Annotated in this window: 14 protein-coding genes and 4 pseudogenes; 12 read left to right on the top strand and 6 right to left on the bottom strand. The window is 71.0% G+C overall.

Annotation, left to right across the window (positions count from 1 at the left end; all coding sequences use genetic code 11):
• Positions 1-176: 176 nt before the first annotated feature.
• From AB0903_RS30170 to AB0903_RS30160, 3 genes are all read left to right on the top strand, one after another.
• The gene (locus AB0903_RS30170) at positions 177-605 is read left to right on the top strand and encodes a subtilase-type protease inhibitor (RefSeq protein WP_366707901.1); all 429 of its coding nucleotides are present in this window, start codon (positions 177-179) and stop codon (positions 603-605) included.
• A 443-nt stretch (positions 606-1,048) separates the two neighbouring features.
• A complete protein-coding gene (locus AB0903_RS30165) occupies positions 1,049-1,675 on the top strand; it encodes a methyltransferase domain-containing protein (RefSeq protein ID WP_366707900.1) in 627 nt (208 codons plus the stop codon).
• Positions 1,676-1,953: 278 nt separating this feature from the next.
• Positions 1,954-4,338, top strand: a complete 2,385-nt coding sequence (locus tag AB0903_RS30160) for an ABC transporter substrate-binding protein (protein WP_366707899.1) — start codon at positions 1,954-1,956, stop codon at positions 4,336-4,338.
• Positions 4,339-4,737: 399 nt separating this feature from the next.
• Here AB0903_RS30160 and AB0903_RS30155 read toward each other — a convergent pair whose 3' ends face one another.
• The 5 genes and pseudogenes from AB0903_RS30155 to AB0903_RS30135 form a co-directional block, all read right to left on the bottom strand.
• Positions 4,738-6,525, bottom strand: a complete 1,788-nt coding sequence (locus tag AB0903_RS30155) for a choline/carnitine O-acyltransferase (RefSeq protein WP_366707918.1) — start codon at positions 6,523-6,525, stop codon at positions 4,738-4,740.
• 60 nt (positions 6,526-6,585) lie between these two features.
• The gene (locus AB0903_RS30150; RefSeq protein WP_366707898.1) at positions 6,586-7,398 is read right to left on the bottom strand and encodes a class I SAM-dependent methyltransferase; all 813 of its coding nucleotides are present in this window, start codon (positions 7,396-7,398) and stop codon (positions 6,586-6,588) included.
• A 66-nt stretch (positions 7,399-7,464) separates the two neighbouring features.
• The gene (locus tag AB0903_RS30145; protein WP_366707897.1) at positions 7,465-8,334 is read right to left on the bottom strand and encodes an arpA protein; all 870 of its coding nucleotides are present in this window, start codon (positions 8,332-8,334) and stop codon (positions 7,465-7,467) included.
• A gap of 704 nt (positions 8,335-9,038) precedes the next feature.
• Positions 9,039-9,457: pseudogene (locus AB0903_RS30140) on the bottom strand (transposase); the annotation flags it as partial.
• Positions 9,456-9,812, bottom strand: a pseudogene (locus AB0903_RS30135) (IS5 family transposase); the annotation flags it as partial. The pseudogenes AB0903_RS30140 and AB0903_RS30135, both read right to left, overlap by 2 nt.
• Before the next feature lie 257 nt (positions 9,813-10,069).
• Between AB0903_RS30135 and AB0903_RS30130 the strand changes: the two are divergent.
• From AB0903_RS30130 to AB0903_RS30115, 4 genes are all read left to right on the top strand, one after another.
• Positions 10,070-10,606 carry a hypothetical protein gene (locus tag AB0903_RS30130; RefSeq protein ID WP_366707896.1) on the top strand — a complete coding sequence of 179 codons (537 nt, stop codon included), beginning with the start codon at positions 10,070-10,072 and terminating at the stop codon, positions 10,604-10,606.
• Positions 10,607-11,030: 424 nt separating this feature from the next.
• Complete coding sequence (locus AB0903_RS30125; RefSeq protein ID WP_366707895.1) at positions 11,031-11,174, top strand: hypothetical protein; 144 nt, start codon at positions 11,031-11,033, stop codon at positions 11,172-11,174.
• On the top strand, positions 11,171-11,740 hold the full coding sequence (locus tag AB0903_RS30120; RefSeq protein WP_366707894.1) for a PRC-barrel domain-containing protein: 570 nt from the start codon (positions 11,171-11,173) through the stop codon (positions 11,738-11,740). Before AB0903_RS30125 ends, AB0903_RS30120 begins: the two co-directional genes overlap by 4 nt.
• Entirely contained in the window at positions 11,740-12,174 is a 435-nt protein-coding gene (locus AB0903_RS30115) for a hypothetical protein (protein ID WP_366707893.1), read from the top strand. The genes AB0903_RS30120 and AB0903_RS30115 overlap by 1 nt, the downstream gene beginning before the upstream one ends.
• Before the next feature lie 124 nt (positions 12,175-12,298).
• Here the strand turns inward: AB0903_RS30115 and AB0903_RS30110 are convergent, their stop codons facing one another.
• Positions 12,299-13,501 carry a VanZ family protein gene (locus AB0903_RS30110; RefSeq protein WP_366707892.1) on the bottom strand — a complete coding sequence of 401 codons (1,203 nt, stop codon included), beginning with the start codon at positions 13,499-13,501 and terminating at the stop codon, positions 12,299-12,301.
• A gap of 165 nt (positions 13,502-13,666) precedes the next feature.
• Here AB0903_RS30110 and AB0903_RS30105 point away from each other — a divergent pair.
• From AB0903_RS30105 to AB0903_RS30085, 5 genes and pseudogenes are all read left to right on the top strand, one after another.
• Positions 13,667-14,785 (top strand): annotated as a pseudogene (locus AB0903_RS30105) (DNRLRE domain-containing protein); the annotation flags it as partial.
• Between the two features lie 835 nt (positions 14,786-15,620).
• Complete coding sequence (locus AB0903_RS30100; RefSeq protein ID WP_366707891.1) at positions 15,621-16,154, top strand: amidase domain-containing protein; 534 nt, start codon at positions 15,621-15,623, stop codon at positions 16,152-16,154.
• A complete protein-coding gene (locus tag AB0903_RS30095) occupies positions 16,151-16,600 on the top strand; it encodes a hypothetical protein (RefSeq protein WP_366707890.1) in 450 nt (149 codons plus the stop codon). The genes AB0903_RS30100 and AB0903_RS30095 overlap by 4 nt, the downstream gene beginning before the upstream one ends.
• Before the next feature lie 239 nt (positions 16,601-16,839).
• A pseudogene (locus tag AB0903_RS30090) lies at positions 16,840-17,077 on the top strand (glycosyltransferase family A protein); the annotation flags it as partial.
• A 43-nt stretch (positions 17,078-17,120) separates the two neighbouring features.
• Positions 17,121-17,225, top strand: a complete 105-nt coding sequence (locus tag AB0903_RS30085; protein ID WP_366707917.1) for a hypothetical protein — start codon at positions 17,121-17,123, stop codon at positions 17,223-17,225.
• The last annotated feature ends 69 nt before the right edge of the window (positions 17,226-17,294 follow it).

Genomic DNA, 17,294 nt, shown 5'->3' with positions numbered 1-17,294 from the left:
TCACGCGGACGAACTGCCGCTAAACCCGCACCGCTGCACACTCCACCGCGCCGGGACCGCGTTTTCGGGCCAGTTCCCCCCGTATCCGATGGCCGAAGTGAGGGGCGTCGATGTGATGCCACCGCGGCTCCTGAGCAACGCTGCAAGCTCCGCAGTCGAGAAGAACGGAGACTCTGATGCGTCGTTCTGCCACGAAGATCATCTGCGCCGCGGGCATGGTCGCCGGCGTCCTCGCTCCGACAGCCGGCACTGCCGCGGCCGCCACGCCCCACAGCCTGTACGCGCCCTCCGCGATGGTGCTCACCACCGGTCGGGGCGAGAGCGCGGCAACAGCCACCGTCGAACGGGCGGTCACCCTCACCTGCAACCCGACCGCCGGCGGAACCCACCCCGATGCCGAGGCCGCATGCGCGGACCTGGAACGCGCCCACGGCCGGCCCGCGCTCACCCTGAACGACGACCCGGCCCGCGCCTGCCCGCACATCTACGCTCCCGTCACCCTCACAGCCGACGGCGTGTGGGAGGGCCACCGCATCTCCTACGAGCAGACGTTCCCCAACAGCTGCGTGGCCAACTCCCGCGTCACGACTCTGCTCGACTTCTGAGACCTGGCACCGGACGCCCGGCACGCCAGGAGCCTGGTCCGGCCCCATGAGGGCCAAACCGCCCTCCCCGCGGCTCGGCCGACGCCTCGGGAACCTCGCCCCGCCTACCGCCGGTCGCCGTTCTCCCGACAGGAAGTCGGATCGCGCGACGATGCCGCCCCCGGGACCGAAGACCGGTCGGAGCTCGTGAGCCGCGCGGCGACGTGCCGCCGGCCCTGCCAGGTCGTCACCGCCCACCACACCTCCCGATCTGTTCCCGGCCGGTGCTGCGCCCGCACCCGCCCGCCAGGAGTTCGTGCCGGTGCCGACGGGCCCGGTCCTCCTGGCGTGCGGGCGCCTGCCGTACCTCCCTGGTACCGCGAGGTGCACACTTGCGGCCGCACATAGGGTGAGGGCAACCGTCCTCGCCTGCCGGGCGAGGCTGACCGGAAGGCACTTCGAACATGACCGGGCAACGCGACCGTTGGGCGGACCTGACCGGCGGACAAGCCGGAGAGGAGTACGCCCGGCGTTTCGCGCAACTCGCCGCATCAGGCCACGACATCCACGGCGAAGCCGCCTTCTGCGCCGCGTTGCTGAAACCCGCCGCCCGGATTCTCGACGCCGGCTGCGGCACCGGCCGGATCGCGATCCGACTCGCGGAGCTGGGCCACCACTGCACCGGCGTGGACGTCGACCCCTCGATGCTCGCCGTAGCCCGCCGCGACGCCCCCGCACAGGAATGGCTCCTCGGCGACCTGGCCCGTCTGGACACCCTCGGCCTGCCTCAGGGCTTCGACCTGGCGCTCGCCGCCGGAAACGTCATCCCCCTGCTGGCCCCCGGCACCGAACCGGCTGTCGTCCGGCAACTGGCCGCCGCACTGCGCCCCGGCGGTCTGCTGGTCACCGGCATGGGACTGGACGCAGCACACCTGCCGCTGCCCGAACCGCCGGTGACCCTGACCGAGTTCGACCACTGGTGCGCCCAGGCCGGACTGACCCTGCGCCGGCGCTACGCCACCTGGAACGGCGATCCCTACCACCACGGCTGCGGCTACGCCGTCAGCGTCCACGCCCGCCCCGCCCCGTGAGTCCGCGCCGTCTCCGCGACGGCCGGGCCGGGGCACGCGCCCGAGCGATCCGACGCCTCGGCCGTCCGCACCACGAGACGGGCGGCAGGGCGCCGGCACATCCGCCTGACCCGCCGCCGGGTCCACCCCCTGACGGAGTACGGGGGCCGTCCCCCGGGGGCTGAGGAGAGGGGCCGGGGCCGGCGGCCCCGGCGGCCTGGGACGGCGGGAAAGGCAGCCGCCCCGGGCAGGCTACGCTCCCGTCACCTGATCGGCTCAGCAGGACCTGGAGTGTGCGCGTGACCGAGCAGCATCCCGAACTCGTCGCAGGCCGGTACCAGCTGGTCGAACGCATCGGCCAGGGCGGTATGGGCCGGGTCTGGCGTGGCCTCGACCAGCAGCTCTTCGGACGCGAGGTCGCCGTCAAGGAGATCCTCTTCCCGCCGGGCATGGACGACGGCGACCGCGCCGCGCTGCTCCGGCGGTTCACCGGCGAGGCCCGCGCCGCGGTCACTCTCAGCCACCCCGGGATCATCACCATCCATGACGTCGTGGAGCACCACGGCGCCCCCGTCATCGTCATGGAGCTGATCCGCGGGCAGTCCCTGGCCGCCGCCATCCGCAGCCGGGGCCGGCTGCCCGTGCAGCGGGTGGCCGAGATCGGCGCCGCCCTGCTCGACGCACTGGCCGAGGCACACGCAGCGCGGATCATCCATCGCGACATCAAGCCGGACAACGTGCTCCTGACCAAGGACCGCGTCGTCCTCACCGACTTCGGCATCGCCCACCTCGCGGACGCCACGACCAGGCTGAGCCACACCGGGACCGTCATCGGCACGCCGCAGTACATGCCGCCGGAGCAGCTGGAGGGCAAGCGACCGACCCCCGCCAACGACCTGTGGGCGCTCGGCGCCACCCTCTACCACGCCGTCGAGGGACACCCTCCGTTCGACGCGGACGGACTCCACGCCCTCGCCGTGGCCGTGTTCACCCGCCCGCACCGGCCGCCGGCCCACGCCGGCCCGCTGGCGCCCGTGCTGGACGCGCTCCTCACCAAGGACCCGGCGCGGCGCGTGGCCGCCGGGGAAGCGGCCGAGATGCTGGCGTCGGTGCTGCGGTCGTCCCCGCCCCGGGCCGACGCGCCCGCCGGGCACGAGCCGGGGCACGAGCCCGCGCCCGATCCGAGGACGGCCCCCGTACCGGAACCGGACGCCGCGCCGGAGCACGCTGCCGCTTCGACGGCGCCGGAGCAGGCACCGTCGACGACGCCGCCACCGCAGACCCCCACGGCCCCGGACTCCGGCGCCGCCGGCACCCCGCGGCGCCCCGAGCCGGACCGGCCGGCCGGTCCGCCCGTGCCCCCGGCCCAGGACCCGGACCCGGACACGCTCGGGGCGACGGCCAAGACGCCGCCCGCCGCCCGGCGGCGGGCCCTCACCTGGCGCTCCCCGCTCCTGGGCGCGGCACTGGCCACGCTCGCCACGGGCTCCGTCCTGACCTGGACCCTCATCCGTGACGACGGCGCACGCCCCGGCGGGGCGGTCGGCTCCGGCTCGCGGACCTCGTCCGTCACGGTGGTGATCGGGGTGGACGCACCGCTCACCGGCGGGCTGTCCTCGATGGGCGTCGGTATCAGGAACTCCGCCGACCTGGCGGCCAGGACCGCCAACGAAACCCGGCACGTCCCCGGCGTACGCTTCGAGATCAAAGCCCTGGACGACGGCGCCGACCCCGCCAGGGGAGGGCCCAACGCCGCCCGGTTCGTGTCCGACGAGAAGGTGCTGGGGGTCGTCGGACCCCTCAACTCCGGTGTCGCCCGCACCCTGGTGGCACCGCTCGCGCGGGCGGACGTGGTCAACGTGTCACCGGGCAACACCGACCCCGTGCTGACGAGGGGCCCCGACTGGGCCGCGGGCACCACGTCCCGCCCGTACTCCACCTACTTCCGCACCATCGCCACGGACGTCGACCAGGGGCCGTTCGCCGCCCGGTACCTGCACGGCGAGGCGAAGAAGACCAAGCTCTACGTGATCGACGACGCGAGCGCCCACGGCACCGCCCTCACCACCGGTCTCACAGCCGAATTCACGAAGCTCGGCGGGACGGTCGTCGGTACGGACCAGATCGATCCCGCGGAACGCGCCTTCACCGGCCTCGCCGAGAGAGTGCGGACCACGGGCGCCGACGCCGTCTACTTCGGCGGCTACCACGACACCGCGGCACCGCTCTCCCAGCAGCTCAAGCAGGCCGGGGTGAACGTCCCCCTGATGGGGGGCGACGGCATCTTCGACCAGCAGTACCTCACGGCGAACCCCAAGGCCGAGGGCGACCTCGCGACCCACATCGGCGTACCCGCCGAGGAGTCGGCGGCAGGGCAGCACTTCCTCGCCCGGTACCGGAAGGCGGGCTACCCGGAGGCGGCCGGCTGGTACGGCCCCTACGCCTACGACGCGACCTGGACCCTCATCGAGGCGGTGAAGGCCGTCGTGACGGCCAACGACGGCACCCTCCCGCGCAACGCCCGGGCGAAACTGCCGCAGGCCGTGGCGCGGATGGACTTCGACGGTGTCACCGGCCCCGTCGCCTTCGACGCCGCCGGCGACACACTCAACCGCCGCCTGACGGTCTACACGGTCAACGACGGCAGCTGGGCGGCAGTGACAAGCGGACCCGCCCCCCGCTGACGCCCGCCGAGGCGCCGCATCCCGGAAGCAGCCCGGCCCTGGGCGCCGTGCCCCCCGTGATCTCCCGCGCCCCCGACCACCACCTCCCGCTGCGCCCGGATCCGGCCGGTGCGAGCGTGGCCGCGGCCGGACCCGGACACCCGGGTCTCGTCGTCCTGCCACCCAGCGTCTTTGTGCCGACGCCTGCGGCGGCGGACGAGGAGCGTGACAGCCGTGCGCCGGAGCGGCGAAACCGGGGACCAAGGCAAGGGCCGCACGAGCGGCCGTGGGTGCTCGGCAAAAAAGAAGCCCGATGGCTCGGCAGGTCCACGAGGCCATGAGTGAGTGAACCGGTCGCGGTGGGGCCGCAGACGCCGGGCCGCCACCCCGGCGCACGGTGGCAGCCCCTTTGCCTGCCGGTCAGGCCGCCAGCAGCTCCCGCAGTTCACCGACCGCCTCCCGCAGGCGGTCCGCGAACACCCGCATCTGGTCGGCCACCCCCCGCGGTGTGCTCAGGTAGAGGTTGAACCGCTCCGGCAGCAGCACATACGCGACGCCGATGCACCGGTCACTCGTCGCCCCGAAGCCGAAGTACTGGATGTTGGCGGACGGTGCGGAGCTGGTACTCAGGTAGTCGTCCCGCATCGTCAGCCACCCCGGAGTGCGGTACAGCGCGGGCTGCTCGGTCACCCCCAACTCGGCCCCGCGCCGCCGCTGGATCAGCTCCAGTTCCCACAGGTGCTGCTCGGGTGCCTCTCCGCGCTGACATTCCTTCGCGCGCGTCACATGCTTGTGGACGGCGGCCCGCAACGCGGTGCGCCGGGTGGCGGCGTCAGCCGCCGGATCGGTCACAGCCGCGACGAACTCCTGCATCTCGGGGGTGACGACACGCATCGCCTCGGTCCGCCCCCGCCGGTACTGGCGGGTGGCGATCGACTCGTACGTCGCGCCCAGGTGTCCCTTGGCACGCTGGTGGGCGAGCTGGTAGGCGACCTGGACGAACGCGTCGGGCGAGACGCCCAGAGCCTTGGCCGTACTGCTGCCGAAGTCGTCGAAGGACACGATGCGGGTGGCGGTGCTGTCCCCGTACGCCGCGAACGCGTCAGCGGCCGAGCGCACTTGGGCCCGCAAAGTGTCGTCAAGTTCGAAAACGACCGGCTCCAGCGCCGGCAGCCCCTGGGAGCGGGCGCCGGACCGGCGGGAGTGCTCCTCGGCCGGGGTGGTCAGCAGGGCGTCGGTGAAGTGGAGGACGGTGGTGCCGTCCAGCTCGCAGTGCTCCACGTTGATGCCCGCGCGGCCGTCGGCGAAGACGATGAAGGACACCGCCTTGTCGAACCAGCGGTTGCCGCGGTCGCCGTACAGCAGCTGATCGCAGGCATCCTGGGTGTCCGCAGGGGCGAAGTCCTCCAGGCAGACACAGAACAGGGCGGTCTCGACGTCGTCGAGCGCGTCCGCGTTGCGGGGGTGGCAGGCGAGCAGCGCCTGGCGGGCTGCCGCCCACTGAGCGCGAGCCATGGTGGTGAGGTGGCCCACCGAGGTGCCCGCGGCGGCCGGTTCGGCGCCGGCCTTCATCACCGCGTGCAGACCTGCCTCGAGGTCTTCGAGGCTGTGCGGGACACCGTCCGCGCCGAGCACGTCCAGGCGGAACATGCCTCCCCGGAAGAACACCACGATGTGCCGGGCCGAAGACGGGCCCGGCCACTGGTCGGTGTAGGGGCTGCGCACGGTGTCCTGTTCCGCGCCGGGGATACGGGTCGCGGAGAACAGGTACTTGTTCTGCTCCATCGACTGGGGCTGCCCGCGCTGCACCACCGGCGGAACGAGCTCCTGGTCGAGCTGCCGCTTGTAGTCGACGGCCCCGGCGATGAGCCCGGCGGCGCGCTCCACCTGCGGCCGGCCGGTGTCTTTGAACAGGAAGAAGAAGTTGGCGTTGAGCGCGATCCGGTCCCGGCGGCCCAGGTAGCGGTACGGCCAGAAGGTGTCGAGCCAGCTGTGTACGCCTTCCGCCGCGTCGTACTCCTCCAGCGCCGCGTGCAGCACCCGGCCCGGGCCGTCCGGCCGGAGGAAGGCGGCCACCTCGGCCTCCGTCGCCGCCAGCTCGTCGGCGGTCAGCAGCGGCTCGCACCAGGCGAGGAACCTCTCGCAGCTCGCCTCGAGTGTGGGCAGCGGCACCCGCGGCAGGCCGGCCTCCTGGGAGAAGGTCGCCATGCCGGACATGTCCTGACTGATGTTCAATTCTGCTCTCGATTCCGTTCGTTGGACCTGTGGCTACCCGTCGGCGGGCCGGGAGAGGTAGAGCTGTGCGTACAGCCAGCCTTCCGCCTCCAGGCCCCGCGCATCCACCCCGGCGGCCGACATCCTGTCCAGCACGAGCGCCTGCTCCTGAAAAGAGGCGAACCTGCGCTGTCTGAAAAGCCCTTCGGCACGGACGGTCCGGTACCCCAGCTCGGCCAGCGCGCGCTCGACGGGATCGAAGGGGAACATCCGCAGGACGAAGTGCGCCATCCAGGGCCGGCGGATGCCCTGCGCCTGGACGACTCGGGTGAGCGTGCGCTCCGTGACGTAGCCGAGGCAGCCCGTCGAGATCACCAGGTCCGTCCCGGCGAACTGGGCGCGCTGCCGCGGTGTGGGCTCGCGCTCCTCCAGGTCGGCGTGGACCGCGTCGTCCAGGAACCCGGCGTCGAGCGCGTAGGACAGCGCGCTGCCGGAGGTGTCGAGGCCGACGAAGCGGACGGGCTGCGCGGCGCGGCGCGACCGGGCCAGCTCCCGGTCGTGGGCCAGCAGGGCTTCGCGGCTCTCTCCCGCGCGCTCCTGGCCGACGTAGCGCGCGTACAGCTCGTCCATGGTCGCGTCGTACTTCAGCAGGGCGGCGTTGATTCCGTATGAACAGCCGATGTCCAGCACCTTGGGGACCGCGACATGCCGCGAGTCGCTGTACTCCTTGATGAGTTTCGCGAAGTACGGCTTGGCCTGCTGGGGAATGCAGTAGCCGAGCGGGTTCAGCACGCCGAAATAGCTGCGCGGATCGGGCTGGGTGTAGATGTGGTCGAGCGAGACTTTCCCGGTCGCGTCGAAACGCACAGGGCCTACTCCTCCATCAATCGCTTGGTGTGGATCGCAGAACGGGATCGCGGAGCGGGGATACCGCTAGTCCAGCAGCAGGTCACCCCGTACGGCCCGGCCCTCGGCCGCCAGATGCTCGGGCAGGACGCGGCCGAAGAGCTGCCGGGTCCGTGCCACGCTCCCGATGACGCCGGGGCGCTCGCTGTAGGCGAATATCGCGGAGTGGCGGGCGATGTCGCCGCGCACGGGGCTCACCCGGTGCAGCGAGTAACGGCCCTTGAACAGCTGCAGGTCACCGGGTTGCAGGGGCAGGCTCCGGATCAGCCGCTCGCCACGGCCCTCCAGTACCTCCCGGACGTCGTCGAAGCGCTCGTCGTGCGCGGACCTGATGTTCGGGCAGTACTCGAAGACGCCGCCGGCCTGCGCCTGCTGAGTGAGCATGCTGACGGTGAACTCATTGGTGTCGAAGTGCCAGGGGTGCTCCATGCCGGGCGCGACGACGTTGAGAACCAGCCCGGAGAGCGGGTCTGCCAGCTCGTGGAGCTGCGGCAGCCCGAAACAGCGGGCGATGAAGTCCTGGAACACCTGGTGGGAGTAGAGCCTGCCGATGAGGGAGCCCTGGGGGACGCGGTCCCGCGCGACGAAGGCGTTGCCCCGCTGGAACGTGCGCCGACCGGGGTGGTCCTCGTGCAGCGCCGAGTCCACCGCGATGTTGTAGACGTTGACGGTTTCGACGTCGTAGTGGGCCCGGGGGGCGATGGCCGAGCACTCCTGGCGCAGGACTTCGCGGAGCGACGGGCGGATGAAGTCCGGCAGTACGGTGCAGCCGACAGTCAGCAACTCGCGCCGGGCGCGGGAGACCACGGCCTGTCCCTCGGCGCTCCCGGGTTTGGACAGGGGATAGCGAGCCGTGTCGACCACCTGGTCGAGCGTTACGGCTTCCAAGGTGCTCATTCGATCCTCTCCACATGCGGGGCAGACCGTCCCGAGCGGGAATGCTCCCGGAGCGGATCTTCATCAACTCCGATGGGACACGGAGGCGTTGAAGATTGCGCTGAAGCTGCCACAGAGCCGCACCCGTTGTCTGTGACACGGCACACGGTGCCCGGCGGCATACTTGGGCCGCACCTGGCCGACCACCGAGATGGCGGCCAGTTCCTGCTGCAGGGGGCTTCGGCCGTCCTCGGCAGCGGCCGGCGGCTTCTTCCGGCACGGCACGGACGGCCTCGGTGACCAGCTCCAGCCGGGTCAGGCCGCGCACATCGGCCAGGACGTGGGCGGAGTCGGTGCGCCGCCTGGTGCGCTTGCGCACGAGTGCGGCCTTCGTCAGGCGAGCGAGCGCCAGATCGAGAAGACGGTCGGCACGGTCGTCCTGGGCGATCGCTCGCGGGAAGCCGGCCGGCACGTTGTGGTGGAAGCCGGGATCGTCCAGCTCCATGGTCAGGGCGTACGTGGAACCGATGCGGCAGCGGACCGCTTCCGCTGCCTGACGGCCCGACAGGCAGAGCAGGGACCGCGGCACACACACGGTGGCCAGTTGGGCGGGTGTCCGTCGCGCGGGTATCAGCTCGCGAAGTCCTCGCCGCACCCCAGCCCGCACAGCCGGTCTCCCACCCACATCGCCGTCGTACCACCCGGGTCGCTCGCCCGCGCGATCGGCCCCATGCGTCCTGGAACTCCAGGAACCGTTCCGCGGCCGCGTCCTCGCTGGGCGCGGTGTGGAGGGGCTTGAGGGCCTTGGCGACCGTGTCCCAGTCCTGGCGGGCGGCGTGACGCAACGAGTTCCGCAGCAGGGTGGACCCACGCACGTCTGGACGATCGTGCGAGGCCGGACGCTCTCCACGGCCTCGGGAAGGCCCGTGAGCCCGTCGCAGACCAGCATCAGCACATCGTCCAGGCCGCGGTTCTTCAGCTCGGTGAACACGTGCAGCCAGTACTTGGCACCCTCGCCTCCGTCGCCGGCCCAGATGCCGAGGATGTCGCGGGTGCCGTCCACGGTCACGGCCATCACCACGTAGATTGGACAATTCGCGACCTGCCCGTCCCTGATTTCGACGTTGATGGCGTCGACGAACACCCCTGGTCGCAGCGGGAACGGTGGCGGCCGCGCGCACGGACTGCGAGTCGATCAGCCCGGCGCTCGGCTCGGGATCGCGGCCGTCGGCCTCGCGGACCCGGGAACGCAGGGCGTCGTGGACACGCTCGACCGTGCCGTCGTCGTGCCACCAGGTGAAGTACCAGTACACCGTGGGCCAGGGCGGGAAGCCCTTCGGCAGCTGCCGCCACGAGCAACCGGTCCGCACCACGTAGAGGATCGCGTCCATGATCCGCCGCCGCGGATGCCTCTCCCGCCGCCCGCCCTTCGGCCCCACCCGTGCCGGTGGCAGCACCGGCTCCACCAGCGCCCACTGCTCGTCCGTCAGATCCGACGGACACCCGCCCCCAGAACCCCTCACACAGTACTCAACGACCGCCCGAGCCCCCGGCCACGGCAGATCTCAAACGCGGTCTCAGAGCGGCATGGGTGTCCAGCAACTGGCCTGTGACGGCGCGACAACCCGCCACCGACGTTCTGACCCTCTTGGGGTCATCAGTCACGTGAGCCCGCGTGGCGTCGTGTTCTTTGATGCCACGCGGGTGAGCATGTGCGGACCACCAGCGCCCCTTTTTCCCGCACCGAGGCGATGCGATGCCTGACCACGCCGCCCATGTTCCCCCCGAGAGCGTCGCACCACGGCGGGTCTTGCGGTACTTGCCCCCGGAGCCGTCTCTGTTCAGTGGCGTCTACGGGCTGGTGCTGGCCAGCGCCTTGGTGGCCGCGCTGGACGCGACGGGTGGGGAGGCGGATCCCGGTCCGGACGCGCTGTGGGTACTGCTTACCGCGCTGGCGTCGGGCGCCTCCCATGGGTACTCGCACGTCATCGCCCAGCGTGCGTCCGGCGACGGGGCAGCCGGCGCGAGCAGGCTGCGGTTGGTGTTTGCCGAGTGGCCACTGGTCGCCGCTGTGCTGCCCACGGTGGGGATACTTCTCGCCGCGGTAGCCGGGTGGTGGGCAGAGGCCACGGCTGTGGACGCGGCCCTCCTGTTCAACACCGTTGCCTTGTTCGGCTGGGGCGCCGGGGCAGCCCGCATCGCCGGGTACGGGTGGCTGGCTGCGTGCCGGGCGGGGGGCCTGGACATGCTGATCGGCCTGGTGATCATCATCGCGAACGCCCTGATCAAGTAGCTGGCGTGACCGGGCAGCTCGCCTTGGTCCTTGACCCCGGATGTCGACCGTCCCTGGACGAGGCCGAGCAGCTGATCGACCACCTGCATGAACACGGTCTCGGGGCCGACCCCGTCTGCCGGGTGCTGGAGCTGTCGCTGTTGCTGTACTTTATCCGCAAGAGGCGGCCGAAGTGGGCGCGCCGGTTCCGGGACGAACAGCTCATGGCGCTGATTGGAGCGGTCCACGCAGAGCCGGGCTGCACCTGGGGTATCCCCTCTCACTTGCGTGCGACCCGCTCGACAACGTCTCCTGCTGGTCACACAGTTCGCCGGCGGCGGGTGTGGACGTGCCGCTGCCTTGGTGGTCTGGACTTCGGGGGTGGCGTGCAAGATGCTGGAACTACGGATGCCGGGGTGACCGGCGTCGTACGTGGAGGTGTGCGATGGACTGGTGGCTGTGGCTCTTCGTCGCCGGGGTACTGGCGGTGGTGGCGGCTGGGGCGCTGCTGGGGGTCCAGGCCCGTCGCCGGTCCGGCGGTGTGATCGCGGTGCGCCGAGGCCGGGCGGGCCGGAAGGGTGCGTCATGAGCACGCTGATGCTGGCTTCGGAGATCGGCAGACGTCCCGTGGTCACCCTGTCCGGCGAGGCGGTCGCGCAGGTCAAGGACATCGTCTTCGAGGGTCGTGCGGGCCGGGTGTCGGGCTTCACGCTGAGCGGGCGAGGCATTTTCTCCGGCCCCAAACGTCAGGCTCTGCCTTGGGCGGCGGTGACGGCTCTGGGCCCTCACGCGGTGATGGTCCGTGACGAGGCGGCGTTCGAGGCCCGAAGCGAAGTCGTCGACCGCGGCGAGGCGGCCGGCGGGGACGTGCTGGGCTCGCAGGTGCTGACCGACGCCGGGACGGACCTGGGCAAGGTCACGGACGTGGTCATCGAGGTGAGCGTGACCGCAGCCACCGTCGTCGGCTATCAGGTGGCCTCGACTGAGGCGCTCGGCCGCCAGGAGCGCACGGTGTACATCCCGCTGCCGGAAACCGTCGCGGTCTCCGGCGAGGCGCTGGTGATTCCCGCATCGGCGACCGACTTCGTCGCCGATGACCTGCCCGGATTCACCGGCATGGTCCCGGCGTTCCGAGCCCGCCTGAAGGATGCCTGATGCTGCTCTCCCAGATCACCGACCTGCCGGTCATGGACACTGCCGAGGCTCTCCAGGTCGGCGTTGTCGGCGGGCTCGTCCTCGCCGCCCACCCGCCGCGGGTCCTCGCTCTGCGACTGAAGAAGTCCGGCCGCTCCGGCTCCTTCCTCACGTGGGAGAACGTCCAGGCCATCGGCCACGACGCGGTCATGGCCCATACTCATGCCCTCCGGGACGCCGACGACGATCTCGCCGCCCCCGCCGCCGTCTGCAAGGACCTGATGGGTCGCCGCATCCTCACCGACCAGGGTGTCGAGGCCGGCACCTTGCAGGACATCGACATCGATACCGACACCGGAGCGGTCCTGACCGTGTACAGCGCCAACAGCCGCTATCCGGGTACCGCGCTGACCGGCATCGGTTCCTACGCCCTCATCATCGCCACGGCGTCCTGACCCGGTACCGGTTTCGCAGCACCGAGCATGCGGGCGCTGCCCGGGCAGAGCGTGCTCTCTCGTCTTGCGGATGTCCGCCGGGGATACGCGCCCCGCTTCCGATGGCCGGAGACCGGAGCCGCGGTCAGTGATCGGCGTCGGGAACGCGGAGATCGGACGAGCGCGCCTCTGTGGCCTCTCGCGGGGGCGGGACCGGGGATCGGCGGGGGGTGAGAAGAGCTGTATTGACGGTGGAGGACCACCGTTCGTACCCGCTTCCCCGCTCCCGGCGGAGCAGGACTGCCAGTGCTTGGCCGCCCCAGATGAGACCAGCTGCGAGCAGGGTGAGGTGCGGGAGCAGGCGACCGGCGAGCGCGGGTAGGCCGAACGGCGCGGTGTGGTGGGCCAGGGCAGTCCAGGCCAGAGCGAGGGGGCCGTACACGATCCAGGCCCGCAGGGTGAGGCGCAGCGGGCCTGGTCGGGTGCCGTCGGGCCGGGTGAGGTGCAGCAGTACGGCCCGTTTGCCGGGGGTGGTCGCGAAGGCGACCGGCAGCAGCCAGAACCAGACCAGCGCGAGGGCGGCGCCGATCGGCAGCGCGTAATGACGGCCGGTATGCCAGGAGGTGGCGACGGCGAGCAGACCGGTGGCCAGTGTCCAGACGATGAGCCAGCCGGCCAAGTCGGTGAGGAAGGCGAAAAGCCGCCGGGTGAGGGTGACGCGCCCTGCGTAGCGGCGGCGTTCGCGGTCGGGGTCGTTGACGGGCAGCAGGCGGATGAGTGGGCCGGCGGCGACCCACCCCAGGGCCGCGCCGGCGGTGTTGAGGATGAGGTCGTCCACGTTGAACTGCCGGTAGGGGCAGGCGTAGACGAACCACAGACCCGTGTACTGGGTGGTTTCGAAGAACAGGGAGGCGACGAAAGCCGCGGACGTCGCACGGATCAGCCGGTGCCGCAGGTAGTAGCGGAGATAGACGCCCAGCGGCAGGAGCAGTACGGCGTTGAGGAGCGTGGTCCAGGCAGGGGTGAGATGTGCCAGTGCTCCAGGTGACCAGTTGCCGCCGCCTGCCGAGGAGATCGCGGCGTGGAAGGCGAAGGGCTCCAACTGCGGTTCCGCGGCGTAGTGGACGGAGGCGCAGTGTTCGCCGGTGTCGGCGGGCAGCGGCATCACCGTCTGCAGGAGCGCGGCGAGCAGGTAGAAGACGAAGCTGTAGAACACGAGAACCGGCCAGCCCCCTGCCCGGCCGCGCCTGCGGTACCCGCGGACTGCGGCAGGTCCCAGGAGCACCGCGGCGACGAGCGGGAACAAGGTGACCGCGGCCTCGACGGGCAACAGGTAGGTGCGGAACACGGAACGAGCTTTCTGCGGCTGACGGACGACCGGCTTTGCTGCGGACTGCGGGAAGCTGATGGCACCGCGAACGGCCCCACCCGAAGGGGCAGGCCACGCTCGAGAACTCACGTGCGTGCCGGTTACCAGAGTAGGGGCCTTGACCCCGAATTCTGAGCACGGGATATGCGGCTGGTGCCGGCGTTGTTGGTGTGTGTTGGAGGGCGTTCTCGAATCGACTGCACCGGCTTCCCGCGAGACGCGTGGACCGACAGCGGCGGCGAGATCAGCTGTACCCTCACCACGACTTCCACCGACGGCCGCGGCTTCCTGTGGGGGCTGGACGACCCCAACACCCCGCAGCAGGTGAACGACCCCGCCGGCACCGGCGGCAAGTCGCAAACTGTCACGATCAACCCGGCCAAGGGCTGGCACACCCTGCACGCCCGCACCGCCGACTCGGCCGGTCTGCTCTCCGGCATCGCCGCCTACCAGTTTGGCAGGGGACCCAAGCCCGCCGATCTGCACGCCCTGGATGCCCCGAGCGCACTCCAGGAAGGCGCCCAGGACACCCCCACACCGATGCTCTCCGGCGTGCTGACGTCCGGAAACCGCGGCGCGTACCTGCACGGCGAGTTCGCCCTGTACGACGCCACGGGCGCGCCCCTGCCCGGCGTGCAACTGCCGCCGTCCCTCCAGGAAAGCGGCCAGCGCGTCGCCACCCTGATCCCCGAAGGCACGCTCGTGCCCGGGCGCGCCTACCAGTGGGCCATGCGCGCCTGCGGTGACACGGCGTGCTCGGCGTGGACGCCCAGGCGCACGTTCACCGCCAAGGCCCCGGCCGTCCAGCCGGTCCCGCAGGTGCGCACCGTCGACATATCCGGCGCCGCTCTGCGCGTCGGCACGCCCGGCGGCACTGCCTGGCGCAGCTGGTTCAAGGCGAATCTGACGGCCGTGCCGGCTGGCGCCCGGATCACCGACGCACGGCTCAAGCTGCACCGAGCCGACTGCGCGACCGGGACCGCCGAGTGCACCGAACCCGCGGCCACCGTGCACGACCTCGCCGAGGCGTGGGACCCGACGCACAGCGGCCAGGCGCTCGCCGCGGCCGCCAGTGAGGAGCCGCTGCTGGCCGATGACGAGCTGCCCACCGCACTCGGTGACCTGAACCTGGGATCACTCGTCGCGGACTGGCTGTACGCGAGTGACAACCACGGCCTGAGCCTCCAGCTCGGCGACGAGCAGACCGCGGGACCTGGTGTCGTCTACCACTCCTCACGCGCTGCCAACCAGGCGCTGCGCCCGGTGCTGACGGTCTCCTACATCCCCTCTGGTGCCCCCGGCACCCCCGAGAACGTCAAGGCCGTCCCGGCCGGCGGCGGGCTGCTGGCCACCTGGAACCCGCCGGCCGACCCCGGCACCGCCACCGACGCCCTCAGCTACACCGTGGTCGTCCACCGCGGCGGCACCGAGGTCGCCCGCACCACCACCGAGGACGCCCGCGCCGTCTTCGACGGCCTCACCAACGGCGCCGACCACACCGTGACGGTCACGGCCGGCTCCACGCACGGCACCTCCAAGGCGGCCGTGTCGGCCACGGCCAAGCCGGTCGCCGTCGCTGAGCAGGAACGTTATGCCCAGGCGGTGCGCGACTACTTCGCCGCCCGCGCCGGAGTCCTCAAGGGCACGTACACCACCGTCGAGCAGGCCGCCGCGAGCAGTCCGCACGGCGCGATGTTCCGTGAGCTGCTCGCGCGGCAGCTGCCCGAGCTGAACGGCCGTCGGGAGGCGTACGCCCGCCACGAGCGCAGCTTCACCGAGGTCACCACGGCCTTCGACGACGTGCTGACCGGGCCCGGCCCCGACAACACCGTGGTGGTGCGCGCCACCGTCTCGGAGCGCAGTGTGCTCACCCACACCGACGGCACCCAGGAGCTGGAGGAGGGCGAGCTGCCCGGCCGCTTCGTCTTCGCCGACGGCGTCCTGCTCATCGAGGCCAACGACACCGCTGTCGAGGTCACGCTGCCCACGACGGGCGACGCCGTACGGGACGCCTCCGTGGCACCGCCCGCGGAGGAGAGGGTCGAGGACGTCTCGGAGAGCGAGGAAGCGCTGCCAATCGTGCTGGACTCCGACGGCAATGCTCGCCGAGGAGCCCGTCTCCGACACGACCACGATGCAGCTCTCGGCACTGGTCGCCGCCGCGCCCGATGCGAGCGGCACCGCGAACTGGGCCAAGCGCAACGCCAAGATCAAGTACGACTACGACACCGACTGCGCGAACTTCGTCTCCAAGGCGCTGCACTACGGCGGCAAGATGCAGCAGCGCAAGGGCGGTCGCAAGAGTCAGGCGCGCTGGTTCCGCAACAACATCGGCTGGATCCGCCTCGGCAGCTACACCTGGGCCGCCGCGGCGAATCTGCGCCAGCACCTGAAAAACTACCGGGCTGGCCGCGAGATCTCGCGCTACGACGCCCGGCCCGGTGACGTGATCTTCGGCTACTACAGGTCTTCCAAGGCGTGGAACCACACTGGAGTCGTCACCGCCGCGAAGGGGGGCAACATCAGCATCACCCAGCATGGCCGAGTCCATCACACGACACTGAACCAATGGTTCAAGAACAACAAGAATCTGAGTGCTATCAGCATCATTCGCCCGGGGAAGCGAAGTTGAGGCGGGCGGGTACGTCGGTGTGGCTGGCCGGAGCACTCGTGCTGCTGCTCGGCGGCTGCGATGTCCTCTCCACCGACAAGACGCCCGACCGCATCAAGGACGGCACGGCCGAGCTCGAACTGACCGTGACCGGGCGCCCTACCCCTGGCACCCTCACGACCACCGAACACGTCCTGGCCCGCCTCAAGGCCCGCGACGCCGACGGTCTGGCCGAACTCGCTGCAGAGGGCGGCGAGAGGGAGAAGCACGCGAAGCGCTGGGTGGCCCGCTGGAGCGATGCCGCCCAGCGCCCCGCCACGGCGGACTTCCGCCTGGGCGAGAAGGAAGCCTCCGCCGATGTTCGTTTCACGGGTGGACGCTCCACGCTGTCGCTGCTGCTGACGCCGAAGGACGAGAGCAAGCCCTACGACGACAGGTTCGTGGTCGTTCTGCGGGAGGACCAGTGAGGTAACGGCCAAGGAACCCGCCGGACAGACGGAGGGGTTCCTCGGGGCACCGCGTCATCACGCAGAACGCTCGGCCGGGTTTCCCCGCCGAGCGTTCTGCGTGAGTGGTTGTGTGGTCCGTGAAAGGGCTTCCGGACAGTCGGATTCGGTAGCTCCCACCGGGCCTTTCCCGAGCCCCAGTCCGGACGTCCGGGTTGGGGCTCACGCCATTGCTGCCGCTGAGAACGGGGAATGAGGACGTGACGCGACCACGTCTGGGGGTCGCCGTGCTCACCATGGGCAACCGGCCCGCCGAACTACGGACGCTACTCCGTGGCCGCCCAGGACGAACGGCCCACTCGCGTGGTGGTCGTCGGGAACGGCACCGCGCTGCCAGAGCTGCCCGAAGGCGTGGCCTGCGTGGAGTTCGCCGAGAACCTGAGCGTTTCCGGCGGGCGGAACGTCGCGCTGGACGCGCTGCGCGAGTTCGGGGACATCGGCGCCGGCTCATGCGGCCAAGTCCGACTGCCCGTCGGGCGCACTGTGCGTCTGGACCCAGACCAACTACGGTGGCACGATGGGCAAGGTGTTCGGGAACAACAACGACCTGAGCTTGTTCTTTACTGACTTCGGCTCGTTAGGGTGATCCGTCTCGAAGTGCCTGATGATGCGGCGCGGTTGGTTGTATTTCCTGGCGTGTGAGATATGCGGATGG

The organism is Streptomyces sp. NPDC048389, from assembly GCF_040706335.1.
Lineage (GTDB): Bacteria > Actinomycetota > Actinomycetes > Streptomycetales > Streptomycetaceae > Streptomyces.
The sequence above is the reverse complement of the archived record's forward strand: the minus strand, read 5'-3'. Positions and strand labels throughout refer to the sequence as shown.

What these genes read in the sequence shown, in the direction of transcription:
- AB0903_RS30130 (WP_366707896.1), top strand. Translation starts at nt 10,070, where the DNA reads ATGCCTGACCACGCCGCCCATGTTCCCCCCGAGAGCGTCGCACCACGG.
- AB0903_RS30145 (WP_366707897.1), bottom strand. Translation starts at nt 8,334, where the DNA reads ATGAGCACCTTGGAAGCCGTAACGCTCGACCAGGTGGTCGACACGGCT.
- AB0903_RS30120 (WP_366707894.1), top strand. Translation starts at nt 11,171, where the DNA reads ATGAGCACGCTGATGCTGGCTTCGGAGATCGGCAGACGTCCCGTGGTC.
- AB0903_RS30165 (WP_366707900.1), top strand. Translation starts at nt 1,049, where the DNA reads ATGACCGGGCAACGCGACCGTTGGGCGGACCTGACCGGCGGACAAGCC.
- AB0903_RS30115 (WP_366707893.1), top strand. Translation starts at nt 11,740, where the DNA reads ATGCTGCTCTCCCAGATCACCGACCTGCCGGTCATGGACACTGCCGAG.
- AB0903_RS30170 (WP_366707901.1), top strand. Translation starts at nt 177, where the DNA reads ATGCGTCGTTCTGCCACGAAGATCATCTGCGCCGCGGGCATGGTCGCC.
- AB0903_RS30125 (WP_366707895.1), top strand. Translation starts at nt 11,031, where the DNA reads ATGGACTGGTGGCTGTGGCTCTTCGTCGCCGGGGTACTGGCGGTGGTG.
- AB0903_RS30155 (WP_366707918.1), bottom strand. Translation starts at nt 6,525, where the DNA reads ATGGCGACCTTCTCCCAGGAGGCCGGCCTGCCGCGGGTGCCGCTGCCC.
- AB0903_RS30100 (WP_366707891.1), top strand. Translation starts at nt 15,621, where the DNA reads ATGCTCGCCGAGGAGCCCGTCTCCGACACGACCACGATGCAGCTCTCG.